Here is a 24,993-nt window from a genome sequence, read left to right on the forward strand (position 1 = left end):
GCGCGTCTCCCGCTCGTTCTCATCGGTCATGGTCATGATTGTCTCGGTCCCTTCAGTCAGGACTTACACAGACCATCTGACACGCCCGCGCGGTCCGCCGACGGGCCCCTCGAGCCGGGGCCCGGGTGTGCGCCTGCGGCGAACAGCATGCCGGGGGAGCGGACGCTCGACATAGAGTCGACCCCATCGAGAAGTCGGCCCCTCTAAGGAGTTATCCATGACCTCGCAGCCCCGCAACGCCTCGGGCGACACCCCCATGGGACTGGACGACAACGTCTATCAGCGCCTGCTGCGCGAGCGCATCGTCTGGCTCGGGGAGGACGTGCGCGACGACAATTCCAACGCCATCTGCGCCAAGCTCCTGCTGCTCGCGGCGGAGGATCCCGAGAAGGACATCTACCTCTACATCAACAGCCCTGGCGGCTCCATCACCGCCGGCATGGCCATCTACGACACCATGCAGTACATCCAGCCCGACGTCGTCACCATCGCCATGGGCATGGCGGCGTCGATGGGCCAGTTCCTGCTGTCCTCGGGCACGGCCGGCAAGCGCTACGCGACCCCGAACACCCGCGTGCTCATGCACCAGCCGCTCGGCGGCCTCGGCGGCACCGCGAGCGAGATCAAGATCCAGGCGGACCTGATCCTGTCCATGAAGAAGCAGATGGCGGAGCTGACGGCCGAGCAGACAGGCAAGAGCGTCGAGCAGATCATCGCCGACGGCGACCGCGACCACTGGTTCACCGCTCCCGAGGCGCTCGAGTACGGGTTCATCGACGGGATCGTCACCCGTGCGGACGATGTCAGCGGCGGGGGCGGGACCGACGACTGAGCCGCCCGTCGGCCCGCACGCGTCGAACCCGAACCGTCTTCACGAACCACCCAAGGAGCACCACGTGACCTTCGATCCCCGCTTCGCCCCTCAGGCAGGCGCCGGCATGCCCATCGCGCAGGCCGGGCCGATGCCGTCCTCCCGCTATGTCCTGCCGCAGTACGAGGAGCGCACGGCGTACGGCTTCAAGCGCCAGGACCCCTACACCAAGCTGTTCGAGGACCGCATCATCTTCCTGGGCGTCCAGGTCGACGATGCCTCGGCCGACGACGTCATGGCCCAGCTGCTCGTGCTCGAGTCGCAGGACCCGGACCGCGACATCACGCTGTACATCAACAGCCCCGGCGGCTCGTTCACCGCGCTCACCGCGATCTACGACACCATGCAGTACATCAAGCCCGACATCACCACGGTGTGCCTCGGGCAGGCGGCCTCCGCGGCGGCGGTGCTGCTGGCGGCGGGCGCTCCCGGCAAGCGCCTCGCGCTGCCCAACGCCCGCATCCTCATCCACCAGCCCGCGATGGGCGGACAGGGCGGCGGCCAGGCCTCGGACATCGAGATCCAGGCCAACGAGATCCTGCGCATGCGCGAGTGGCTCGAGACGACGCTCGCCCACCACACGGGCCGCGCGCCCGAGGACGTGAACCGCGACATCGAGCGCGACAAGATCCTCACCGCGCAGGGCGCCCTCGAGTACGGCCTGGTCGACCAGGTCCTCGCCTCGCGGAAGGACGCCCCCGGCCAGCTCTCGCGCTGAGCCGGCAGCGCCCTGCAGCACCCCACAGGGCATGGCGCGCGGCCCCGGAGTTCCTGACCCCGGGGCCGCGCGTCTCCCACGACGCGGGAGCGCGCTGGGCTACCGTTGATGCACGCGGACGCCGTCCGCGGGCGGCAGCGGCCGCAGCGGCACGAGCCGCACACGGCCCGACCGGAAAGGGAAGAGGACGGACATGGCGCGCATGAGCGACGGAGCCGACGTGTTCAAGTGCTCCTTCTGCGGCAAGTCGCAGAAGCAGGTGGAGCGCCTGATCTCGGGCCCGCAGGTGTACATCTGCGAGGAGTGCATCGAGCTGTGCAACGAGATCATCGCCGAGGAGGTCCAGGCCTCCAAGCCCGCCGCCGAGGAGCCCGCACCCCTGCCCAGCCCGCGGGAGATCTTCGACTTCCTGCAGCAGTACGTCGTCGGCCAGGACCCCGCCAAGAAGGCCCTCTCGGTCGCCGTCTACAACCATTACAAGCGCGTGCGCGCCCAGGAGGCCGCCGCCGAGGCGAACCAGGGCCCGGCCGTCGCCGGCAAGGCGAAGGACGCGGCACCCGCCAAGGGGACGAAGGGGCCCGCCCGTGCAGGCGCCCCGGGTGCCGACGACGCCGAGGAGAGCGCCGAGGAGGAGGTCGAGGTCGCCAAGTCCAACGTGCTGATCGTCGGCCCCACCGGATGCGGCAAGACCTACCTCGCCCAGACCCTCGCGCGCCTGCTCGACGTTCCCTTCGCGATGGCCGACGCCACGGCGCTCACCGAGGCCGGCTATGTGGGCGAGGACGTCGAGAACATCCTGCTCAAGCTGCTCCAGGCCGCCGACTACGACGTCGCCAAGGCCGAGCGGGGCATCATCTACATCGACGAGGTCGACAAGATCGGCCGTAAGGCCGAGAACCCGTCGATCACGCGGGACGTCTCCGGCGAGGGTGTGCAGCAGGCGCTGCTGAAGATCCTCGAGGGGACGGTCGCCGCGGTGCCGCCGCAGGGCGGCCGCAAGCACCCCCACCAGGAGTTCATCCAGATCGACACGACGAACGTCCTGTTCATCGTGGCGGGCGCCTTCGCCGGCATGGAGGACATCATCGGCTCGCGCATCGGCAAGCGAGGCATCGGCTTCGGCGCGGAGCTGCATGCGCCCATGGAGCAGACGGAGATCTACTCCAAGCTGCTGCCCGAGGACCTGCTGAAGTTCGGGCTGATCCCCGAGTTCATCGGCCGTCTGCCCGTGCTCACGAGCGTGGCGAACCTGGATCGCGAGGCTCTCATCCAGATCCTCACGGAGCCCAAGAACGCCCTGGTCAAGCAGTACCAGAAGATGTTCGAGCTCGACGGCGTCGAGCTCGACTTCGAGCGCAGCGCCCTCGAGGCCATCGCCGAGCGCGCGATCGACCGGGGCACCGGCGCGCGCGGCCTGCGCGCGATCCTCGAGGAGACCCTGCAGGCGGTCATGTTCGAGGTGCCCTCGCGGCGCGACATCGCCCGCGTGGTCATCACCGAGGGCGTGGTGACGGACGGCCGCGCCCCGCTCATGGTCACCACTGCCGAGGTCGAGCGCGAGTCCGAGGACCGCCACGAGCAGAGCGCCTGAGCGGCGCACGAGGGAGACGCGACCATGACGCGCCACGAGGACACCACCCCGCCCGACGTGCGTGCGAGCGAGATCCGGGCCGACGGCACCGGGGACGCAGACGCGGAGGGCGCCGCCCGCGCGGCGGGCTCGCCCGAGGCCGTCGAGCGCGCCCGGGCCCTGCTCGCCGAGGAGCGCTCCAGCATCGACAACATCGATGCGGCTCTCGTGAACCTGCTCGCCGAGCGCTTCCGCCACACCCAGCGCGTGGGCCGGCTGAAGGCCGAGCACGGCCTGCCGCCCGCCGACCCCCGTCGTGAGGAGCAGCAGGTCGCCCGCCTGCGCGCGCTCGCCCAGGAATCCGGGCTGGACCCTGTGTTCGCCGAGTCCTTCCTGAAGTTCATCGTCACCGAGGTCATCCGCCACCACGAGCAGATCCGGGGCGAGGACGCACCCTGATCCGGTGGCTGATCGGCCCGTGACCCCGCCGTCGGCCGAAGGCCCCTGCCATCCGGCCTGACACGACGTCAGAATCTCGGCCGATGCGGCCGCGAAGAGGGGTTTCGCCGGAGTAGCATCGGGGCATGCCCCGCTTCAGCTTCCTCGAGTGGCCGGTGGTGCGCCAGCTGCGCGACGGCGATGTGCTCGGCCGCGGAACCTCCGTGACCTCGCAGCGCACCCGCAGCATCACGCCCCGCACGGCCGAGGCCGACCACGTCGCGCACAGCGTGTGCCCGTACTGCGCGGTCGGCTGCGGTCAGCTCGTCTACTCGAAGGACGGGAAGGTCACGCAGATCGAGGGCGACCCCGCCTCGCCGATCTCGCGCGGCCGCCTGTGCCCGAAGGGCTCGGCGAGCGAGCAGCTCGTGAACTCCCCGCGCCGCATCACGAAGGTGCGCTACCGCCGCCCCTACGGGACCGAGTGGGAGGACCTCGACCGCGACACCGCGATCGACATGATCGCCGACCGCTTCCTCGAGGCGCGCCGCAACCACTGGGAGGACGTCGACGACAAGGGCCACGCCCTGCGCCGCACGATGGGCATCGCGAGCCTCGGCGGCGCGACCATCGACAACGAGGAGAACTACCTCGCCAAGAAGCTGTTCACCGCGGCGGGCGCGATCCAGATGGAGAACCAGGCGCGCATATGACACTCCGCCACGGTTCCCAGTCTGGGAGCCTCGTTCGGACGCGGAGGCGCCACCCAGTCCCTCCAGGACATGGCCAACGCGGATTGCATCATCATCCAGGGCTCGAACATGGCCGAGGCCCATCCCGTGGGCTTCCAGTGGGTGATGGAGGCGAAGTCCCGCGGAGCCACGATCATCCACGTGGACCCGCGCTTCACGCGCACCTCGGCCAACGCGCACAAGCACATCCCCACGCGCGCCGGAAGTGACGTCGTGCTGCTGGGCGCGCTCATCAACCATGTGCTGAGCAACGACCTGTACTTCAAGGACTACGTGCTGGCGTACACGAACGCCTCCACGATCATCTCCGAGGAGTACCTGGACACCGAGGACCTCGAGGGGCTGTTCTCCGGCTACGACCCGGAGACCGGGACCTACGATCCCGCGTCCTGGGCGTACTCCGCCCCGGGTGAGGACGGGAAGGTCTCCGACGCGAGCGCCTTCGAGGGCCGGGAGGGCTCCCACTGGACCGCCGGCCGCGCCGGCGCCGGCGAGGCGTTCGGATCGGGCGGCCCGCCGCTCGAGCACGGGGTCCCCGCACGCGACGAGACCCTGCAGGACCCGCACACGGTCCTCCAGATCCTCAAGCGCCACTACTCCCGGTACACCCCGGAGATGGTCACCGAGGCGTGCGGCATCTCCCGCGCGGACTTCGACTACCTCGCCCGCACCCTCGTGGAGAACTCCGGCCGCGAGCGCACCACGTGCTTCGCCTACGCGGTGGGCTGGACCCAGCACGTGGGCGGCGCCCAGTTCATCCGCACCGCGGCGATGCTGCAGCTGCTGATGGGGAACGTGGGCCGTCCGGGCAGCGGGATCATGGCGCTGCGCGGCCACGCCACCATCCAGGGGTCGACGGACATCCCGACGCTGTTCAACCTGCTGCCGGGATACCTGCCCATGCCCAAGGCGGGGTCGCACGACGATTTCCAGACCTACGCGGACTCCATCGGCCGCAAGGAGCAGAAGGGCTTCTGGGCCGAGTCGCGCACGTACGCCGTGAACCTGCTCAAGGCGTGGTGGGGCGAGCACGCCACCGCGGAGAACGACTTCGCCTTCGACTACCTGCCGCGGCTCGACGGACCGGCCGGCACCTACCAGACGCTGATGCGGATGCTCGACGACGGCGTGGACGGGTACTTCCTGCTGGGGCAGAACCCGGCGGTGGGATCGGCGAACGGCCGCATGCAGCGCATGGGCATGTCCCACCTGAAGTGGATGGTCGTGCGGGACTTCTACATGATCGAGTCCGCGACCTGGTGGAAGGAGGGTCCGGAGATCGACTCGGGCGAGCTGCGCACGGAGGACATCGGCACCGAGATGTTCTTCCTGCCGGCGGCGAACCACACCGAGAAGGCCGGCTCCTTCACCCAGACCCAGCGCCTCGTGCAGTGGCGCGAGAAGGCCGTGGATCCGCCGGGCGACGCGCAGAGCGAGCTCGAGTTCCTCTATGAGCTGGGCCATCGCATCCGCGAGAAGCTCCGGGGCTCGACCGATCCCCGGGACCGGCCGCTGCTCGACCTCACCTGGGGCTACCCCGTGGACGAGGAGGGCGAGGTCGACCCGGAGGCCGTGATCGCCGAGATCAACGGCCGCTACGAGACCGGCCCGAAGGCCGGGCAGCCGCTGAGCGGCTACACGGAGATGGCCGACGACGGCTCGACCTCCGGCGGCTGCTGGATCTACACCGGCGTCTACGCCGACGGCATCAACCAGGCCGCCCGCAAGAAGCCCGGGTACGAGCAGGACGAGTTCGCCCACGAGTGGGGATGGGCCTGGCCGATGAACCGGCGCATCCTCTACAACCGCGCCTCGGCCGACCCCGACGGCAAGCCCTGGAGCGAGCGCAAGAAGCTGCTGTGGTGGGACGAGAAGGCGGAGAAGTGGGCCGGCTCCGACGTCCCGGACTTCCCCTCGGACAAGGCCCCGCACGATCCGGGTGACGTCGAGGCGGGCGGGGCGAAGGGCCTGGCCGGGAACGACGCGTTCGTCATGCAGTCCGACGGGCGCGGCTGGCTGTTCGCGCCGACGGGACTGGTCGACGGTCCGCTCCCGACCCACTACGAGCCCGTGGACTCCTCGATCCCGAACCCGCTGTATCCGCAGCAGGCGAACCCGACGCGCGAGTTCATCCAGGACCGGGACAACCTCAACGCCCCGGGGATGACGGGGGACGCCCGCGAGGACGTGTACCCGTACTACTTCTCGACGTACCGCGTCACCGAGCACCACACGGCGGGCGGCATGAGCCGCTGGCTGCCCTATCTCGCCGAGCTCCAGCCGCAGCTGTTCTGCGAGATCTCCCCGGAGCTCGCCGCGGAGGTCGGCATCGAGCCGTACGGATGGGCGACGATCATCTCGCCGCGCGCCGCGATCGAGGCGATCGCCCTGGTCACCGAGAGGATGACGCCGCTGACGATCTCCGGACGCACGGTGCACCAGATCGGCCTGCCCTACCACTGGGCGCAGGGGACGCACGCGGTCGTCGAGGGCGACAGCGTCAACGACCTCATCGCGATGAACCTGGACGCGAACACGCAGATCCAGAACTCGAAGGTCACGGCCTGCGCGATCCGGCCCGGCCGTCGGCCCCGAGGGACGGCGCGCCAGGAGCTCGTCGAGGAGCTCCAGCGCCGCGCCGGGCTCCAGCTCGACACCGGCGACCAGCTGCTCACGGCGCCCGACTTCCCCGAGGGCACCGAGAGGCAGGACATCGACCTGCAGAGCGGGGAGTCGATCGAGGAGACCTTCGACCTGCCGCCCCACGAGCGCGCCGACGAGGACCACCGCACCGCCGGAACGGAGGAGGACTGATGGGACTGCTGTCCGGACCCGAGGAGGACCCCGCCGCCGACTCCGGGTGGGGCCACGACCACGCGCGCAAGGGATTCTTCACCGACACCTCGATCTGCATCGGCTGCAAGGCCTGCGAGGTCGCGTGCAAGGAGTGGAACCGCAATCCGCAGGACGGCGACCTGAAGATCCTGGGCTCCTCCTACGACAACACCGGCTCGCTGGGCGCGAACACCTGGCGCCACGTGGCCTTCGTCGAGCAGAAGAAGGACCGCATCGAGGAGGCGCGCGAGTCGGGGCGCAAGCTCGTCTCCCTGGGCATGCCCACGATCGGGCCCCGCAGCGGTGCCGCCGCGCCCGGCGGGCGCGCGGGGGAGGACCTCACAGGGGTGGACACCACGCCCCCGGACACGCCGGAGTTCCGGTGGCTGATGTCCTCGGACGTGTGCAAGCACTGCACGCACGCCGGTTGCCTGGACGTGTGCCCCACCGGGGCCCTGTTCCGCACCGAGTTCGGCACCGTGGTGGTGCAGTCCGACATCTGCAACGGCTGCGGCACCTGCGTCGGCGGCTGCCCCTTCGGCGTCATCGAGCGGCGCGACGACGGCACGGTCTCCCCGAAGGAGGGCCGAGGCCGCGTGCAGCAGGAGGTGCCGAACAAGGGCACCGCGAACAAGTGCACCCTGTGCTACGACCGGCTGGTCGAGGGCGAGGAGCCCGCGTGCGCGAAGACCTGCCCCACCACGTCCATCAAGTTCGGGGACCGCTCCGACATGGTCGAGCAGGCGCATGAGCGCGTCGCCCAGCTGCACGCGCAGGGCATGACCGAGGCGCGCCTGTACGGCGCGAACCCGGAGGACGGCGTGGGCGGCACCGGTTCGGTGTTCCTGCTGCTGGACGAGCCCGAGGTCTACGGACTGCCGCCGGACCCGCAGGTGCCCACGGCCGACCTGCCGCACATGTACCGCACCGCGGCCGTCGCCATGGGCGGCATGCTGGTCGCGACCGCTCTCGCGTTCCTGGGAGGACGTCGGTGACCCATTCCGAGTACGACGAGTACCGCCCGCCCGAGCCCCCGCGCCGGCGTCGGCGCGGCGGCCGGGGCGCGGGCCCCGGCGGCAGGGGCAAGCGCCGTCGCGACCTGACCGAGAGCGGGGGCGGCGACGGATCGCGCGAGATGGCGATGGTCGAGGACGTCGAGTTCGAGTCCTACTACGGCCGTCCCGTCGTGAAGGCTCCGCCGTGGGAGACCCCCATCGGGATCTACCTGTTCGTGGGCGGTCTCGCGGGCGCCTCCGGGCTGCTCCAGGCCGGGGCCGCGCTCACGGGGAACGCCGAGCTGCGCCGCAGCGCCCGCCTGGTCGCGATCGCCGCCGTGGGCGTCGGCACGCCCGCGCTCGTCATCGACCTGGGCCGGCCCGAGCGCTTCCTGCACATGATGCGCGTGTTCAAGGTCAGCTCCCCGATGAGCCTGGGCACCTGGATCCTCAGCTCGTACGCGAGCGGTGCCGCGATGACCGCGGCCAACGAGGTGGACCGGATGACGGGCGAGCGTCTGCCCTTCGGGCCGCTGCGCCCGCTGCTGCGCCTGGCCGAAGGGCCGTCGGCCGCCCTCCAGGGCGTCATGGGCGCGCCGCTCGCCGCGTACACCGCCGTGCTCCTGGGCGACACCGCCGTGCCGACCTGGAACGCGGCCCGCCACGGCCTGCCCTTCGTGTTCGTCTCCTCGGCGAGCCTCGCCGCGGGCGGCATGGCGATGGCGCTGACCTCGCGGAAGAACGCGGGCCCGGCGCGGCTGCTCGCCGCGGCAGGCGTCGTCGGCGACCTCGTCGGCATGCACTTCACGAAGTCGACGATGCACCCGCTGGAGTCCGAGCCGCTCGAGGAGGGCAGGCCCGGCACCCTGCTCAGATGGGCCGAGCGCCTCGCGGTCGCGGGCGGCATCGGGACGCTGCTGGCGCGCCGGAGCCGGACGGTGGCCGTCGCGAGCGGCCTGGCCCTCGCGGGGGCCTCCGCCCTCACCCGCTTCGGCGTCCTGCACGCGGGCCACGAGTCGGTGAAGGACCCGCGGCGCGTGATGATCCCGCAGAAGGACCGCCTCGAGAAGCGCCGCGCCGCCGGCATCACGGACGACTCGATCACCACCGGGTGGTGAGCCGGCGCCCGGCATCGGCCGTCGGCCCGCAGGTCAGGAGCGGATGCTGAGCGTCCCCGCCGGAGCCTCGGCCGAGGAGGGCAGCGTCCGGCCGATGATCGGATACCCGGGCACCTCGCCGACCACGAGCAGACCGCCGGAGGTCTGCGCGTCGGCGAGCAGCAGCAGATCGTCCTCGGTGATGTCGGGGCCGGCCTGCACGTGCTCGCGCACCCAATCCAGGTTCCTGCGGGTGCCGCCGGAGACGAAGCCGTCGCGCAGCGCCTCGGCCGCGCCGTCGACGAGTGGCACGGCGCCGCGGTCGATCTCCGCGGCCACACCCGAGGCGCGCATCATCTTGAACAGGTGACCGAGCAGGCCGAACCCGGTGACGTCGGTCGCCGCGCGCGCCCCCGCCGCGAGTGCAGCCTGCGAGGCATCGCGGTTGAGCGTCGTCATCGTCTCGATCGCCGCGGGGAACACCTCGGCCGTCGCCTTGTGGCGATTGTTCAGCAGACCCACGCCGAGCGGCTTGGTGAGGGTGAGCGGAAGACCGGCCCGGGCCGCGTCATTGCGCAGCAGGCGCTCCGGATGGGCCGTGCCGGTGACGGCCATCCCGTACTTGGGCTCCGGATCGTCCACGCTGTGCCCGCCGATCACCGGGACGCCGGCCGCCGCCGCGATCTCGAGGCCGCCCCGCAGCACCTCGCGCAGCAGGTCGTAGGGCAGCGTCTCGCGCGGCCAGCCCACGAGGTTGATCGCGACCACGGGGTCGCCGCCCATCGCGTAGATGTCCGAGAGCGCGTTCGCGGCGGCGATGCGGCCCCAGTCGAAGGCGTCGTCGACCACCGGGGTGAAGAAGTCCGCGGTCGAGAGCACCGCGAGGTCCTCGCGCACGCGCACGGCCGCGGCGTCGTCGCCGTCGTCGAGCCCCACGATCACGTCGCCCGCGCTCTGGCCGGCCAGCGCCGAGACCGCCTCCTCGAGTTCGCCCGGCGGGATCTTGCTCGCGCAGCCTCCGCCGTGCGCCATGGTCGTCAGCCGCACCGAGACGGAGGGCAGCGCGGAGGGGATCGGTCCGGTGGGGGCCTGGGCGTCGTCGAGGCTCATGGGGGCGAGTCTAGGCAGTGCGCTCGCGTGCGGGGCAGCGCGACCGGGACCGAGGAGACCCAGGTGGGCGATAGGATCGACGACGGAGGCGTACGTGTCCTGGTGGGCGCCCCAGTCTTCAAAACTGGTGAGACCGAGCATCTCGGTCTGGCGGGTTCGATTCCCGTCCGCCTCCGCCAAACCGCCCATCCGCCCCGGCGACGCGGCCGCGTGCTTGACGCGCCGGGCACGCACCGGGGGCACCGCGCCGAGGAGGAGCCGAGACCGTGGCAGAGTCCGATCCCCGCCGCCGCATCCCGCGCACCGACCGCCTGCTGGCCCTGCCGGAGGTCGAGCGGGCGAGCGCGCAGATGGGTGAGCGCGTGGTGCGCGAGCTGATCCGCGCGGTCCAGGACCGCGCCCGCAGCGGCCGGATCGCCCCCGAGCAGGTCGAGGCCGAGCTGCTCTCCGGGCTCGGCACCGCCGGCGCCCACTCCCTGCGCCCCGTGCTCAACGCGACCGGCGTCATCGTCCACACGAACCTCGGCCGCGCGCCGCTCTCCGATGCCGCGCGGGCCGCCCTGCAGGACGCCGCCGGGTACACGGACGTCGAGTTCGACCTCGCGTCCGGCCGGCGCTCCCGCCGCGGGGCCGGCGCTCGGGCCGCCCTCCTCGCCGCGTGCCCCGTGGCCGAGGGCGCGCTGGTCGTCAACAACGGCGCCGCCGCGCTGCTGCTCGCGACCACGGCGCTCGCGGGGAGAGGCGAGATCGTCCTCTCGCGCGGGGAGATGATCGAGATCGGCGCCGGCTTCCGCCTGCCCGAGCTCATCGCCTCGACCGGCACCCGGATCCGCGAGGTGGGCACCACCAACCGCACCCACGCCGAGGACTACGCGGCCGCGCTCGGCCCCGCGACCGGCTGCGTGCTGCGCATCCACGCGAGCAACTACCGCATCAGCGGCTTCACCTCCGCCGTCCCCGTCGCCGAGCTCGCCGGGCTCTGCCATGACGCCCGCCTGCCGCTCGTCGTCGACCTCGGCAGCGGCCTCGTCGACCCGGACCCCGCCCTGCCCGAGGAGCCCGCACTCTCCACGGCGCTGCGCGACGGGGCCGACGTCGTCATCGCCTCGGGCGACAAGCTGCTCGGCGGGCCCCAGGCCGGGATCCTGCTGGGACGGGCCGACGTCATCGCCCGCCTCGCCCGCCACCCCATGGCCCGCGCGATGCGCGCCGACAAGCTCGCCCTCGCCGCGCTGGAGGCCACCCTGCGAGGCCCCGAACCGCCCGTCCCGTCGGCCCTCCACATCGATCCCGCGCAGCTGCGCGCACGCACCGAGGCCCTGTCCGCGCAGGTGGGTGGCCGGGTCGTCGACCACGACGGCCGCGTGGGCGGCGGGGGCGGCGCCGAGGTGCCGCTGCCCGGCGTCGCGATCGCCCTCCCCGAGGACCTCGCCGAGCCCCTGCGCCGCGGCGACCCGGCCGTCGTCGCCACCGTGCGCGACGGCGCGTGTCTTCTGGACTTGCGCTGCGTCCCGACGGACCGCGACGAGGACCTGACCCGCGCGGTGCAGGCCGCGCAGGCCGCCCGGGCCGCGAGCGCCGCCTCGGAGCGCCCATGATCGAGCGCGTCGTCGCCACCGCCGGGCACGTCGACCACGGCAAGTCCACCCTGGTGCGGGCGCTGACCGGCATCGAGACCGACCGCTGGGAGGAGGAGAGGCGCCGCGGCCTGACCATCGACCTCGGCTTCGCCTGGACCCGCCTGCCCAGCGGCCGCGAGGTCTCCTTCGTCGACGTTCCCGGCCACGAGCGGTTCCTGGGCAACATGCTCGCCGGGCTCGGCCCCGCCCCCGTCGTCTGCTTCGTCGTCGCGGCCGACGAGGGCTGGCAGGCGCAGTCCGACGACCACCGCGACGCGCTCGCCGCCCTCGGCATCGAGACCGGCGTCCTCGTCATCACCCGCGCAGACCTCGCCGAGGACGGCGGCCGTGCCGCCCTCGCCCGGGCCCGCACGGAGCTCGCCGGCACCGGCCTCGCCGGCGCCCCCGCGGTCACCGTCTCCGCGCGCACCGGCCAGGGCATCGACGAGCTGCGGAGCGTGCTCGACGACGTCCTCGAGCACGCCCCCGCATCGAGCGCGGCCGCTCCCGTGCGGCTGTGGATCGACCGAGCCTTCAGCATCTCCGGGGCCGGGACCGTAGTCACCGGGACCCTTGCGACGGGGACGCTGCACTCGGGCGATCAGCTCACCCTGCTCGGCGCCCACGGTGAGGCCGCGGGCGAGCGCGGCACCCGCGTCACCGTCCGCGGCCTGCAGAGCCGTGAGGAATCGGCGCGCGAGCTCGGCCCCGTCTGCCGGGCCGCCGTGAACCTGCGCGGCACCGACCTCGAGGAGATCGGCCGCGGAGACGCCCTCGTCACCCCCGGCGCCTTCGAGGCCGTGGACCACGTGGACGTGCGCCGCACGACGGGCGAGGCGCTCGACGAGGTGCCCCGCGAGGTCATGGTCCACGCCGGCACCGCCGCCGTCCCCGCGCGCGTGCGCGACCTCGGCGCGCAGCACGCCCGCCTCGCCCTCGAGCGGCCGCTGCCGCTGCGCGTGGGCGACCGGATGCTGCTGCGCGGCAGCGGCGAGCACGCCGTGCTCGGCGGCGTGCAGATCCTCGACGTCGACCCGCCCGTGCTCACGCGGCGCGGCGCCGGGAAGCGCCGCACCGCTGAGCTCGGATCCATGGACCCGCACGGGGACGCCGCCCACGAGACCGTGCGCCGCGCCGCGATCCGTGCGGACCTCCTCGTGCGAAGGGGGATCGCGGTGCCCGATCCGCTGCCGCGAGGGATCCTCCGCGCAGGGGAGTGGCTCGTGGCCGAGCAGGCGATCACCGCCTGGGCCGGCACGCTGCGCGAGGCCGTCCGCGCCGAGCACGCGAGGGATGCGCTCTCGGCCGGGATCACGCGCGGCGCGGCGCTCGACCTGCTGGCACAGGGCGGCGCGGCCCCGACGTCGGCTCAGGCGTCCGCACCGGCGTCGACCCTGCCGATGCCCGACGCCTCGCTGCTCTCCCTGGTGCTGCCCGCCGCCGGTCTCGCCGCGGAGGACGGCCGCATCGTCGACCCCGAGCGCGCTGCGGGCCTCGGCGCGGCGGAGACGCAGGTCGCCGCGCTCGAGGAGCGACTGCGCGCGCATCCGTTCCGGGCTCCGGAGGCCGACGACCTCGCCGCCCTGCGCCTGGGCGCCCGCGAGCTCGCCGCCGCCGAGAAGCAGGGGCGCCTGCTGCGCCTGCCTGACGGTGTGGTGCTCCTGCCGTCGGCCCCGGCCCTGGCGATGCGCGAGCTCGCCCGGCTCGAGCAGCCCTTCACCGCGAGCGCGGCCCGTCGGGCGCTGGGCACCACGCGCCGCGTCGCGATCCCGCTGCTCGAGCACCTGGACGCGCGCGGCTGGACCCGCCGTGTCGACGGATCCAGCCGTGAGGTGGTGCGCTGAGCGCGGGAGCGCTCCGCGACAGCCCGGTGTCAGGTCTGTGTCAGCCCTGGTTCCGCGGCTTCTTGACCGGGGGCTCGCCGAGCTCGACGTCGCTGGTCGCGATGCCCTCGACCTCGCCGCCGATGATCGTCAGCGCCTCGATCCGGCCCAGGGCCGTAAGGTCCCCGCGGGCCGCCTCGAGGTGCGCGATCGCGGACTCGGGGGCGGTGACGGTGACCTGCAGGATCGGGGTCTTCTGCGAGACCTTCGCATCGGACTTGATGCGCCGCAGCACGATCGCGGTCTGCTCGACGGTGCCCAGCAGCGAGGCGTCCTGCCCGACCGCGGCCTCGCGCAGCGCGTCGGACGTCGGCCAGGACTGCGTGTGCACGCTGCCGCCCCGCCACCACGACCAGACCTCCTCGGTCGCGAACACGATCACCGGGGCGAACAGGCGCAGCAGCACCTCGAGGGCGATCGCGAGCGCGGCGCGCGCCGAGGCCGCACCCTCCTCGCCGCTCGCGGAGGCGCCGTGGGCGCGATCCTTGATGAGCTCGATGAAGTCGTCGCAGAACGTCCAGAAGAAGGGCTCGACGACCTCGAGAGCGCGCGCGTAGTCCATCTCCTCGAAGGCGGCCGTCGCGGAGTCCACGACCTCGGCGAGCGCGGCCAGCATCGCCCGGTCCAGCGAATGCGTCACGGCCGACGGGTCCGCGGCCAGGCGGCCCGACGGGTCCGCCGGGGCCTCGCCGAAGCCGAGCGCGAACTTCGAGGCGTTGAGGATCTTGATCGCCAGGCGTCGACCGATCTTCATCTGGCCCTCGTCGAACGCGGTGTCCACGCCCTGGCGAGCGCGGCCGGCCCAGTAGCGCACGCCGTCCGAGCCGTGGTCGTGCAGCAGGCCGATCGGGGTGACGACGTTCCCCTTGGACTTGCTCATCTTCTTGCGGTCCGGATCCAGGATCCAGCCGTTGATCGACGTGTTGTGCCAGGGCAGGGAGTCCTGCTGCAGGTGCGAGCGCACGATCGTGGAGAACAGCCAGGTGCGGATGATGTCGTGGCCCTGCGGGCGCAGGTCCATCGGGTACACCTTGCCGAACAGCTCCGGATCGGCGTCCCAGCCTCCCGCGAGCTGCGGGGTCAGGGAGCTCGTCGCCCAGGTGTCGAGGATGTCGGGATCGGCGGTGAAGCCGCCCGGCCGGTCGCGCTGGGACTCCTCGTAGCCGGAGGGCGCGTCGGTCGTCGGATCGATCGGCAGACGCTCGAGCTCGGGGGTGAGCACGGTGTCGTAGTCGACCTCCCCGGCAGCGTCCAGCGCGTACCAGACGGGGATCGGGACGCCGTAGAAGCGCTGGCGGGAGACCAGCCAGTCACCGGCGAGGCCCTCGACCCAGTTGCGGTACCGGGACTCCATGTAGGCGGGGTGCCAGGTGATCTCGGCGCCGCGGGCGATCAGCGCGTCGCGCAGCCCGCCCTCGGAGGCGTCGCGGCCGCCGTTGGTGAGGTACCACTGGCGGCTGGTCACGTACTCGAGGGCCTTGTCGCCGTTCTCGTAGAACTTCACCGGATGGGTGATCCGCTTCGGCTCGCCCACCAGGTCGCCGGTCTCGGTGACCATCTCGACCACGCGCTTCTGCGCGCTGAACACGGTGAGCCCGGCGAGCTCGGCATAGCGCTCGCGGCCCTCGGAGGAGGTGATCCACGGGGCCTCGGGCAGGAAACGGCCGTCGCGGCCGATGACGCTGCGGGTGGGCAGCTCGAGCTCGCGCCACCAGGTGACGTCGTTGGCGTCGCCGAAGGTGCAGATCATCGCGATGCCCGCGCCCTTGTCGGCCTGGGCGAGGGGGTGGGCCAGCACCGGCACCTCGACGCCGAACAGGGGGGAGGTCACCGTGGTGCCGAACAGCTCCTGGTAGCGCTCGTCGTCCGGGTGGGCGACGAGGGCCACGCACGCGGGCAGCAGCTCGGGGCGCGTGGTCTCGATGAAGACCTTCTCGCCGCTCCCATCGGCCTTCGTGAAGCCGATGCGGTGGTAAGCGCCGTCGCGCTCGCGGTCCTCCTGCTCGGCCTGGGCGACCGCGGTGCGGTAGGTGACGTCCCACATCGTGGGGGCCTCGGACTGGTAGGCCTGGCCCTTGGCCAGGTTCTCGAGGAAGGCGCGCTGGCTGGTCGCGCGGGAGCGCGCATCGATGGTCTGGTAGCTGTGGTTCCAGTCGACGGAGAGGCCGAGCGTGCGGAAGACCTCCTCGAAGGAGGCCTCGTCGATCTTCGTGAGCCGCTCGCACAGCTCGATGAAATTCCGGCGCGAGATCGGCTTCTGGTTCGCGGCCTTCGCGGACTTGTTGTCCCCGCCCTCCTGCGGCGGGGTGAAGTCCTCCTCGTAGGGGAGCGAGGGGTCGCAGCGCACGCCGAAGTAGTTCTGCACGCGGCGCTCGGTGGGCAGGCCGTTGTCGTCCCAGCCCAGCGGGTAGAACACGTTCTTGCCGCGCATGCGCTGGTAGCGCACGATCATGTCGGCCTGGGAGTAGCCGAACACGTGGCCGATGTGCAGGGAGCCCGAGGCCGTGGGCGGCGGGGTGTCGACGCTGAACACCTGGTCACGGGTGGTGTCCGCGTCGAAGGCGTAGACCTGCGCGGCGTCCCATACGCGGTCCCACTTGTCCTCGAGGCCCTCGAGGCTGGGCTTGTCGGGGAGAGCGGACGCGGCGTTCGGGCGCGGGGCGGTGTCGGTCATGGCGCCCATTGTTCCAGGCATCGTGCCTGAGAGCGCAATCCTGCGACGTGATCACGGGCGCACGGAGCGTGCCGGGCTCCGGGCGGCCGTTCGCGCGATGGACACCGGGATGTCGCCCGGGCCATCGAGGGGGTTCACGCCGCACCTGTTGCATCGATCGGGTGCGTTCGGACGGCGCCCGCCCGGGCTCGTGCCCGTCGGCGTCATCCCTCCCGACCCATCCGCCCGAGACCCAGGAGATCCCACCCATGTCGCAGGCCCCGCAGTCCCAGCCCACGCAGACCACGCAGACGACGCCGAGGACCACCTCCCGTCGAGCCGTCATCGCCGGTCTCGGCGCGTTCGCCGCGCTCCCTCTCGTGCAGGTCGAGGCCGCGAGCGCCGACGGGTCGTCGCACGGCTCCTCGATCGAGGACCTGGTGCTCCTGGTCGGGTCGGACGAGACGCAGCGCAACCTCGCCTGGTTCAGCACCGACGGCGGCCGACAGGAGGTGGAGCTGGTGCGTCGGAGCGAATACTCCCGCGGACACGGATTCCCGCGTGCGGGCACCCGGCGCGTGCGGGCCACGAGCGGCGAGGCCCTCACCGACGGCTACCACTTCCATCACGCGACGCTCGAGGACCTCCGGGCCGACACGCGCTACCTCTACCGCGTCGGGTCCGCGCGCGCCGGCTGGTCGGACGTCTTCGAGTTCCGCACGCTCGCCCGCAGTGGCTCCTTCGAGTTCCTGGTGGTCGCGGATCCGCAGATCGGAGCGAGCGGGGACAACGAGGCCGACGGCGAGGGCTGGGCCACCACGCTGCGCTTTGCCGAGAAGAAGTACCCGCGCGCCGCCTTCATCCTCTCCGCGGGCGACCAGATCAACACGACCGGGGACCTCGCGGCGATGGCGGAGGAGTACACCGAGCTCCTGGCCCCGGGACAGCTCGCCTCCCTGCCCGTGGCCCCGGTCATCGGCAACCATGACGAGGGGTCGGACCTGTACAGGCAGCACTTCCACGTGGCGAACCAGTCGACGAGCGTGGGAGTGGTCGCCTCCTCGGGCAATGCCGGCGGCAACAGCTGGTTCCGCTTCCAGGACGTGCTCGTGGTGGCGCTGAACTCGAACAGCACCGACAACGACGCGCATCTGGACTACGTCGCGCAGACCATGCGTGAGCACGACGATGCGCGCTGGGTTCTCGTCACCTTCCACCACTCGGTGTTCAGCACCGCCGACCACGCGATGGACAGCGACATCATCGAGCGCCGCCGGGTGCTCCCTCCCGGGTTCTCCGAGCTCGGCGTGGACCTCGTCCTGATGGGGCACGACCACCACTTCACCCGCTCGTACCTCATGAACGTCACCGACGACGAGGACGGCGACGGCGTCCCCGACAACGCGCTCAGCTCCTTCGAGACGGCCGGGACCGTGCGGGGGCGCGTGGTCGCCGAGGACGGCGACGTCCTCTACCTGACCTGCAACTCGTGCAGCGGCAGCAAGTACTACGAGACCGACGAGGAGAACGTCGACTCGTTCTACTGGATCGCCGAGGACGAGCAGCGCCATCACCCCAACGTGACGCGGGTGCGCGTCGAGCGCGACGCCCTGACACTGGTGACCCACGACGTCACCGACGGCCGCGTCGTCGACGAGGTCGAGCTGGTCCGGGGATCGCGCGGCCACGGCGGACACGGGCACGGGCATCACGGCCGGGGGAAGGGCCGCGGCTGAGGACGACGCTCCTGCGAACGGCGCGAACGGCGCGAACGGCGCGAACGGCGCGAGCGGCGGGTGCGGCAGCCGCCGCCCCGCCGCTCACGGCACGCGCTGGGTCCACTCCTCGGTGGCGAACTTGGTGTCCACGAGGTCCCGCGCCGCGGCGAGCTCGCCCTCGGTGTACGCCGACTCGTGGGTGGCGTACTTCCCGCGGAAGTAGTCCAGGAAGCTGTCGATGATCGCCTCGCGGCTCATGCCGGTCTGCGAGCGCATCGGGTCCACGCGCTTGTTCGCGCTGCGGGTGCCCTTGTCGGAGAGCTTCTCGCGCCCCACGCGCAGCACCTCGCCCATCTTGTCGGCGTCGATGTCGTAGCTCATGGTGACGTGGTGGAGCACCACGCCGTCGGCGAAGCGGCGCTGGGCGGCGCCGCCGATCTTGCCCTTGTCCGAGGCGATGTCGTTCAGCGGCACGTACCGCGCCCGCACGCCGATCTCCGCGAGGGCGCCCATCACCCAGTCGTCGAGGTAGGCGTAGGACTGCTCGAAGCTCAGGCCCTCGACGAGGGAGGACGGCACCACGAGCGAGTAGGTGAGGCAGTTGCCGGCCTCCATGAACATGGCGCCGCCGCCGGTGATGCGCCGCACCACGCCGATGCCGTGCTTCGCGGCGCCCGCGGGGTCGATCTCGTTCTTCACGCTCTGGTAGGAGCCGATCACCACGAGCGGGGAGTCCCAGTCCCAGATCCGCAGCAGCGGCCGACGCCGACCCGCGGCGACCTCGTGGGGGATGACCTCGTCGAGCGCCACGTGCATGATCGGCGCCATGGTGACCGGCCCGATGACGTCGAACTCGTGGTCGTCCCAGCTGGTCGCGTTGCCCAGCGCACGGCGCACGGCGATCGCGACGGCGTCCGCGTCGAAGCCGATCATCTGGACGTCGCCGTGCCGGGCGGCGAGACGCGCGGAGATCGCCTCGGTGATCGTGGCGGCGCTCGCCTTCACGGGCAGGCCGACGATCGCGGCGTCGATGTCCTCGAGGGCCTCGTCGGGCTCGAGGAAGAAGTCGCCGAACACGTGGGCGGAGGTGATCACCCCGTCCGAGGCCTCGACCTCGACCGAGACGAGCTTCCCTCCGCGGACCTTGAACGAGCCGTTCACCCTCGGTGCCTCCTGCGACCTGGTTGCGGCGCCCCGGTGAGGACGCCCTCAGCTGTCATTGTCCCAGCCGCCGCGCGCCGGCGGGATGTGAGCCGCGCATCGTTCCCGGGGAGGCCCTTTCGCCGCGCGCCCGGAGCCGCGCTCAGGGCTTGGTCGCGAGCGAGTGCAGGGCCTCGTGGACGCTGGTGACGAGGTCCTGGACGGAGTCGGACTTCTTGGCCTGCACGACGTAGGTGCGGTGGTCGTACTCGCGGGTGACGCGCGGCAGCAGCGTGCGCCAGGTGCTCGAGCCGCCGATCGAGACGAGGAAGGTGCCCGAGCGCGGGATCGACGGGGCGTGCACGCGCACCGAGAGGCGGTCCGCGGTCATGTCCGGCTGCTGGCGGGGGACCAGCGGGAAGCCGCTCGCCTCGAGACGGCCCGGGTCGAGGACCTCCCAGAGCAGGGCGCGGGCGTCCTCGAGCTTCCGGGAGGCCGGGGTGCCGATGTAGGAGTCGGGCTCGAAGGTGAGGTCCGCGTCGTAGCGCCAGTCGGGGCGGGAGGCGATCGCGCGCAGGCGGGCGATCGCGGCCTCGCGCTCCTCGTCGTTGCCGAGCGCCCCGATCTCCAGCGGGAAGGACCGCTGGGGGCGGGAGCCGACGAGCCAGATCGCCGAGCCGTCCTCGACGGCGTCGAACTCGACGCCGAGGTCGTTGCCGCTCCCGCCCGCGTGCAGCCACGCCCGCGGGTGGCTGCGCGAGGAGGAGAAGCGCGGCGCGCGGTGGATGAGCTCGTCGCTGATGAGAAGCATCGAGCGCAGGTGGTCGCGCAGCTCAGTGGTGACCTCCTCGTCGAGCAGGACCTTCGGCGCGACGGGCTGCTGGGCGTCCTCGACGGCCTGGTTCTCGCCGAACTCGGCGAGAGAGGTCCACAGCTCGGCGCTCTCGGGGTCGTGCGGCACGAGCCGCTTGGCGACCTGCGCCCAGGTCACCATGCGGATGCGGCCCGTGGGGTCGTCGACCTCGCGCACGGCGGACCGGCGCGAGCGCGGCACGATGAGCAGCAGGCGGCTGCCCGGGGTCCTCTCGAGGGAGTCCAGCAGCGACCGCAGGCGCTCCTCTGAGAGGTCCCCGTCGATCACGAGCTTGACCGCGAGGATCTCGGAGGAGCCGGTCGAGGGCGACTGGCCCACCAGGTCGAAGGCGTCGGCCGCGCTGCGGGTGGTGGTGCGGAAGGCGGGGACGGAGCCGGAGACGTCGGCGATGCGGCGGGCGAACTGCCGGCGCGCACGGCGGTCGCGCAGCACGTGGTCGAGCATCCCTCGGGCCATCGCCTCGTGGCGCGTGCGCGGGGAGTCGTGGCGGAGCATCTTCGGCACGGCGTCCAGACCGCTCGAGATCATCCGGCCGACGGACGGGGTGGCGGGGCTCATCTGCTCTCCTCGCTCGCTGCGGGTGGGTGCTGCGGATGGATGCTTCGGGGTGCGACCGGGCCGACGGGCGGGCCCGCAGCGAGGATACGTGGCAGCGCGGCCCGTCGCCCGCCGCTCTCACCGGCCCCTGGCGTAGATCTCCCGCACGAGGTCCTCGATCGCGGGCTCGGCGAGGGAGAGATCGGCGATCTCGGCCTGCGCGCCGATCGCCGAGAGCAGGGCGGGCACCGTCATCTCGCTGCCGCGGAAGGCGATGCGATGGCGGATCCCGTCGGCCTCGACCGCGAGCACCTCGGCCTCGGGAGGGAGGGCGAGCGCCTCCCGCGGCGCGGCGAGGTCGACGACGAGCTCGCGGGGCGCGCCGAGGGACTCGCGGAAGCCGGCGAGGGGACCGTCGAAGGCGACCGTGCCGGAGTTGACCACGACGATCCGCTCGCACAGCCGCTCCACGTCGCCCATGTCGTGCGTGGTGAGGAACAGGGTGGTGCCGCGCTCGTCGCGGTCCTCGCGCAGGAAGCGGCGCAGCCCCTCCTTGGAGATCATGTCCAGGCCGATGGTCGGCTCGTCGAGGATGACGAGGCGCGGGGAGTGCAGCAACGAGGCCGCGACCTCGCCGCGCATCCGCTGGCCGAGCGAGAGCTGCCGCACCGGCCGGTCGAGGAATCCGTGGAGGTCGAGCCCCTCCACCAGGCGCCCCAGACGCTGCGCGCGCGCCGATTCGCTCATGCGGTGCATCGCCCCCAGGATCCGGAAGGAGTCGCGCAGGGGGAGGTCCCACCAGAGCTGGGAGCGCTGGCCGAAGACCACGCCGATCTCCCGGGCGAGGCGTCGCCGCTCGGCGACGGGGCGCCGACCCAGCACCCGCACGTCGCCGGAGGTGGGCTGGAGGATGCCGGTCATCATCTTGATGGTCGTGGACTTCCCGGCGCCGTTCGCGCCCACGAAGCCGACCGCCTCCCCGGGCTGCACCTGCAGGGTCACGTCGTCGACGGCGCGCACGACCCTGCGGGCGCGTCGGCCCAGCGGGCCCGAGCGCACCACGTAGTCCCGGCGCAGGGAGCGCAGGTCGATCGCGGGCTGGGTCGTGTCATGGTTCGTCATCCGCCGGCTCCTGTGTAGCGACGGACCCCCGCGCGCCAGAGCAGCGCGGCGAGGATCCAGGTGAGGACCGCGACCGGCAGGCCCAGCCAGCCCGTCCACTGCGGCAGCAGCGGCGGGCCGGGCAGGTCCAGCAGGGCGAGGGTCGGGGTGTAGGCGACGAGGGTCGTCGGGATCACGAAGGTGAAGAACGCCCGCAGGGGCAGCGGGAACACCGCCCCGGGGTTCGTGGCCACGTAGTTGCCGCCGTAGGTGAACGCGTTCGCGAACTCGCGGCCGTCCACGAGCCAGAACTGCATGGCTCCGGCCATCGTGAACAGGGCGCCCATGATCGCGGCGCCCGCGAGCGGCGCGATCACCAGCAGCGCGAGCGTCTGCGGGGTGGGGGAGAAGCCCGCTATCGCGAGCGCCGTCACGGTCATCGCGATGCCGACGACGATCCGGCCCAGCCGGCGCAGGGAGAGGTCGAGGCTCGAGATCTGCAGCAGCATCGGCACGGGGCGGATCATGAGGGTCTCGAGCGTCCCGGAGCGGATCGCCGTGGAGAGCCCGTCGATCTCGCCGAACAGCATGTCGGCGATCCCGAAGGCGAGAGCTCCGAGCCCGTAGACCACGGCGACCTGCGGCAGCGTCATCCCGCCCAGCACGTCGACCTGGGAGAGGATCACCCACAGCTCGAGGAACTCAGTGCCCACGATGAGGACCTGGCCCAGCAGGTCCATGAGGAAGCTCGTGCGGAACGAGGCCTGGGAGCGGATCCGCGAGCCGTAGAGCGTCGCCACCATCCGCAGGGTCGAGCCGGGACGGGCCGACGGGGTCCTCTCAGCCACCCTGCACCTCCAGCGAGCGGATCCCGCGCTGCAGCATCGCCCAGGCCGCCAGGGCGAGGACGCCCGCCCACAGCGCCTGCACGCCGATCTCGGGGAGGGCCTCGGCGGTGCTCACGCGCGCCGAGAGCACGTCGATCGGGGTCTGCACCATGGCGGGGAACGGGGTCGCGCGGGTGAGGGCGATCAGCCAGTCGGGGAACCAGGCGATGGGGATGAGGAATCCTGAGAGCAGGTTCATCACGGCCGTGTAGACGACGGTGAGCCCGCGGGTCTGCAGGATCCAGAACGCCGCGAGGTTCACCAGCATGTCCGCGAGGAAGGCGACGGTGATCGCGAGCAGGATCGCGAGCAGTCCGAGCAGCCAGGCCACGGGGTCGGTCGGCAGGGAGATGCCGGTGAGAGCCGCTCCCACGAGCATCGGCGGGATCCCACGGGCCAGCAGCAGGAAGGCGGAGCGGCCCAGCTTCTGCGCGTACTGGAGCCGGAGGAACCCGAGGGGCCGCAGCAGGTCGATGGCGACGTCGCCCTGGTGGACGCGCTCGGCGACCTCCCGGGTGCCGAACGCCTCGACGGGGGCCAGCAGCGCCTGGCCCAGCCACACGTAGGTCGCGGCCTGCAGGGCGTCGTAGCCGCGCAGCTCGCCCCCGGCGGTGGAGACCGCGGCCAGCAGGATCGAGGCGCGGATCAGGCCGAACACGGAGTTCGTGAACACGCCGGCGACGGTGGCGACGCGGTAGGTGGAGTACTGCCGGAAGGAGGCGGCGAGGATCCTCCAGAAGGCGAGCACCCGCGCGAGTCTAGGGTGCGGCCGGCGCGGGCGGGAGGGGTTCGGGGAAAGCGGTGCGGATCGGTACCCTGTGCCGATCCCTCTTCCCCGACGAACCGGATGATCGATGACTCCTCCTGCCGACACCCCGCCCGCCGCTCCCGCGCCCGTCGACGGCGAGCCCGCCGCTCCCTCCCGCCGTCGGCCCTGCTTCGGCCTGCTGCCGCGGATCGTGGTCGCGATCGTGCTGGGCATCCTCCTGGGCCTGGTGATGCCCGAGGCGCTCGCGCGCGTGTTCACCACCTTCAACGGGCTGTTCTCCGCCTTCCTGGAGTTCCTCATCCCGCTGATCATCGTGGGGCTCGTGACCCCGGCGATCGGCGAGCTGGGCCGCGGGGCGGGGAAGATGCTCGCCCTCACCGCGGGCATCGCCTACGTCTCGACGATCCTGTGCGGGCTGCTCGCGCTCGCCGTCTCCGCCCTGCTGCTCCCGCGCATGCTCGCGGGCGCGAGCGTGGGGACCCTGGAGAACCCCGAGGACTCGGCGATCGCCCCGTACTTCACGATCGAGATGCCGCCCGTCTTCGAGGTGATGACCGCGCTCATCCTCGCCTTCTGCCTCGGGATCGGGCTGACCCTGGTGCGCCGCGGGGCGCTGCAGGAGTCCTTCGAGCAGCTGCGCACGATCGTGGTGCGCACGATCGAGGCGATCATCATCCCGCTGCTGCCGATCTATATCTTCGGGATGTTCCTGGGCCTGACGATGAACGGGCAGATCTGGACCGTCATCGGCACGTTCCTCGCGGTCGTGCTCATGGTCTTCGTCCTCACGGTGATCGTGCTGCTCGCCCAGTACTGCGTGGCCGGCTGGGCGATGCGCCGCAATCCCCTGAAGATGCTGTGGAGGATGTTGCCCGCCTACGCGACGGCGCTCGGCACCAGCTCGTCGGCCGCGACGATCCCCGTGACCCTCCAGTGCACCAAGCGCAACGGGGTGGCGGCTCCGATCGCCGACTTCGTGGTCCCGCTGTGCGCGACGATCCACCTCGCCGGCTCGACGCTCAAGATCACCTCCTTCGCCGTCGCGATCATGGTGGTCACCGGGATGCCGCTGGATCCTGCGAAGCTCGTGGGCTTCGTGCTCATGCTCGGGATCGTCATGATCGCCGCGCCGGGCGTGCCCGGGGGAGCGATCATGGCCGCCGCCGGGATCCTCTCCTCGATGCTCGGCTTCGGCGAGGCCGCCGTCGGCCTCATGATCGCCTCCTACATCGCGATCGACTCCTTCGGCACCGCCACGAACGTCACCGGCGACGGCGCGATCGCCGCGCTCGTCTCCCGCCTCGCCCGCGGACGCGTCTCCGGGGACCTGGAGGCCGACGACGGGGTCGAGCTCGCAGGGGTCTGAGAGGGGCCGGCGCCGCCCCGCTGGCATCCCTTGACCGCTTCTTCGCCGTGGACCTACCCT

At 72.0% G+C, this 24,993-nt stretch carries 18 protein-coding genes and 1 tRNA gene; 12 read left to right on the plus strand and 7 right to left on the minus strand.

Translation table 11 applies throughout. The features are described 5' to 3' along the window. Positions 1-217 precede the first annotated feature (217 nt). The 7 genes from ACFQ53_RS10280 (at position 218) to nrfD (ending at position 9,297) form a co-directional block, all read left to right on the plus strand. Complete coding sequence (locus ACFQ53_RS10280; RefSeq protein WP_249480798.1) at positions 218-832, plus strand: ATP-dependent Clp protease proteolytic subunit; 615 nt, start codon at positions 218-220, stop codon at positions 830-832. Positions 833-938: 106 nt separating this feature from the next. After that, a complete protein-coding gene (locus ACFQ53_RS10285) occupies positions 939-1,589 on the plus strand; it encodes an ATP-dependent Clp protease proteolytic subunit (protein ID WP_152352586.1) in 651 nt (216 codons plus the stop codon). A 193-nt stretch (positions 1,590-1,782) separates the two neighbouring features. Beyond that, the gene (clpX, locus tag ACFQ53_RS10290; RefSeq protein ID WP_377859077.1) at positions 1,783-3,180 is read left to right on the plus strand and encodes an ATP-dependent Clp protease ATP-binding subunit ClpX; all 1,398 of its coding nucleotides are present in this window, start codon (positions 1,783-1,785) and stop codon (positions 3,178-3,180) included. 72 nt (positions 3,181-3,252) lie between these two features. After that, the gene (locus ACFQ53_RS10295; protein ID WP_283257978.1) at positions 3,253-3,618 is read left to right on the plus strand and encodes a chorismate mutase; all 366 of its coding nucleotides are present in this window, start codon (positions 3,253-3,255) and stop codon (positions 3,616-3,618) included. A gap of 125 nt (positions 3,619-3,743) precedes the next feature. Continuing rightward, positions 3,744-7,163: a formate dehydrogenase gene (fdh, locus tag ACFQ53_RS10300; protein WP_377859080.1), complete on the plus strand. Its 3,420-nt coding sequence runs from the start codon at positions 3,744-3,746 to the stop codon at positions 7,161-7,163. Beyond that, a complete protein-coding gene (locus ACFQ53_RS10305) occupies positions 7,163-8,179 on the plus strand; it encodes a 4Fe-4S dicluster domain-containing protein (protein ID WP_377859083.1) in 1,017 nt (338 codons plus the stop codon). Before fdh ends, ACFQ53_RS10305 begins: the two co-directional genes overlap by 1 nt. After that, positions 8,176-9,297, plus strand: a complete 1,122-nt coding sequence (gene nrfD, locus ACFQ53_RS10310) for an NrfD/PsrC family molybdoenzyme membrane anchor subunit (protein ID WP_377859086.1) — start codon at positions 8,176-8,178, stop codon at positions 9,295-9,297. Before ACFQ53_RS10305 ends, nrfD begins: the two co-directional genes overlap by 4 nt. A gap of 33 nt (positions 9,298-9,330) precedes the next feature. Here the strand turns inward: nrfD and selD are convergent, their stop codons facing one another. Next, the gene (gene selD, locus ACFQ53_RS10315; protein ID WP_377859089.1) at positions 9,331-10,386 is read right to left on the minus strand and encodes a selenide, water dikinase SelD; all 1,056 of its coding nucleotides are present in this window, start codon (positions 10,384-10,386) and stop codon (positions 9,331-9,333) included. A gap of 84 nt (positions 10,387-10,470) precedes the next feature. Here selD and ACFQ53_RS10320 point away from each other — a divergent pair. The 3 genes from ACFQ53_RS10320 (at position 10,471) to selB (ending at position 13,849) form a co-directional block, all read left to right on the plus strand. Further along, positions 10,471-10,565 (plus strand) — tRNA-Sec (locus tag ACFQ53_RS10320). A gap of 87 nt (positions 10,566-10,652) precedes the next feature. Then, positions 10,653-11,984 carry an L-seryl-tRNA(Sec) selenium transferase gene (gene selA, locus ACFQ53_RS10325; RefSeq protein WP_377859092.1) on the plus strand — a complete coding sequence of 444 codons (1,332 nt, stop codon included), beginning with the start codon at positions 10,653-10,655 and terminating at the stop codon, positions 11,982-11,984. Then, positions 11,981-13,849 (plus strand): selenocysteine-specific translation elongation factor, encoded by a 1,869-nt coding sequence (gene selB, locus ACFQ53_RS10330; protein WP_377859095.1) that lies wholly within the window; start codon positions 11,981-11,983, stop codon positions 13,847-13,849. Before selA ends, selB begins: the two co-directional genes overlap by 4 nt. A gap of 40 nt (positions 13,850-13,889) precedes the next feature. Here selB and valS read toward each other — a convergent pair whose 3' ends face one another. After that, complete coding sequence (gene valS, locus ACFQ53_RS10335; protein WP_377859098.1) at positions 13,890-16,562, minus strand: valine--tRNA ligase; 2,673 nt, start codon at positions 16,560-16,562, stop codon at positions 13,890-13,892. A 248-nt stretch (positions 16,563-16,810) separates the two neighbouring features. Here valS and ACFQ53_RS10340 point away from each other — a divergent pair, with 248 nt between their 5' ends. Continuing rightward, entirely contained in the window at positions 16,811-18,277 is a 1,467-nt protein-coding gene (locus ACFQ53_RS10340) for a fibronectin type III domain-containing protein (RefSeq protein ID WP_377859101.1), read from the plus strand. A gap of 84 nt (positions 18,278-18,361) precedes the next feature. On the opposite strand, the gene ACFQ53_RS10345 is transcribed toward ACFQ53_RS10340, so the two are convergent. From ACFQ53_RS10345 to ACFQ53_RS10365, 5 genes are all read right to left on the minus strand, one after another. Next, positions 18,362-19,420, minus strand: a complete 1,059-nt coding sequence (locus tag ACFQ53_RS10345; RefSeq protein ID WP_249480789.1) for a lipoate--protein ligase family protein — start codon at positions 19,418-19,420, stop codon at positions 18,362-18,364. Positions 19,421-19,562: 142 nt separating this feature from the next. Then, positions 19,563-20,831, minus strand: coding sequence for a hypothetical protein (locus tag ACFQ53_RS10350; RefSeq protein ID WP_249480788.1), 1,269 nt, complete (start codon positions 20,829-20,831; stop codon positions 19,563-19,565). A gap of 117 nt (positions 20,832-20,948) precedes the next feature. Then, positions 20,949-21,932, minus strand: coding sequence for an ATP-binding cassette domain-containing protein (locus tag ACFQ53_RS10355; RefSeq protein WP_377859105.1), 984 nt, complete (start codon positions 21,930-21,932; stop codon positions 20,949-20,951). Further along, positions 21,929-22,759 carry an ABC transporter permease gene (locus ACFQ53_RS10360; protein ID WP_377859108.1) on the minus strand — a complete coding sequence of 277 codons (831 nt, stop codon included), beginning with the start codon at positions 22,757-22,759 and terminating at the stop codon, positions 21,929-21,931. Before ACFQ53_RS10360 ends, ACFQ53_RS10355 begins: the two co-directional genes overlap by 4 nt. Further along, positions 22,752-23,546 carry an ABC-2 family transporter protein gene (locus tag ACFQ53_RS10365; protein WP_249480785.1) on the minus strand — a complete coding sequence of 265 codons (795 nt, stop codon included), beginning with the start codon at positions 23,544-23,546 and terminating at the stop codon, positions 22,752-22,754. Before ACFQ53_RS10365 ends, ACFQ53_RS10360 begins: the two co-directional genes overlap by 8 nt. A gap of 106 nt (positions 23,547-23,652) precedes the next feature. On the opposite strand from ACFQ53_RS10365, the gene ACFQ53_RS10370 reads away from it, so the two are divergent. Further along, positions 23,653-24,933, plus strand: a complete 1,281-nt coding sequence (locus ACFQ53_RS10370) for a dicarboxylate/amino acid:cation symporter (protein WP_377859112.1) — start codon at positions 23,653-23,655, stop codon at positions 24,931-24,933. The last annotated feature ends 60 nt before the right edge of the window (positions 24,934-24,993 follow it).

It is taken from the genome of Brachybacterium sp. NPDC056505, assembly GCF_042794925.1.
Classification (GTDB): domain Bacteria; phylum Actinomycetota; class Actinomycetes; order Actinomycetales; family Dermabacteraceae; genus Brachybacterium; species Brachybacterium kimchii.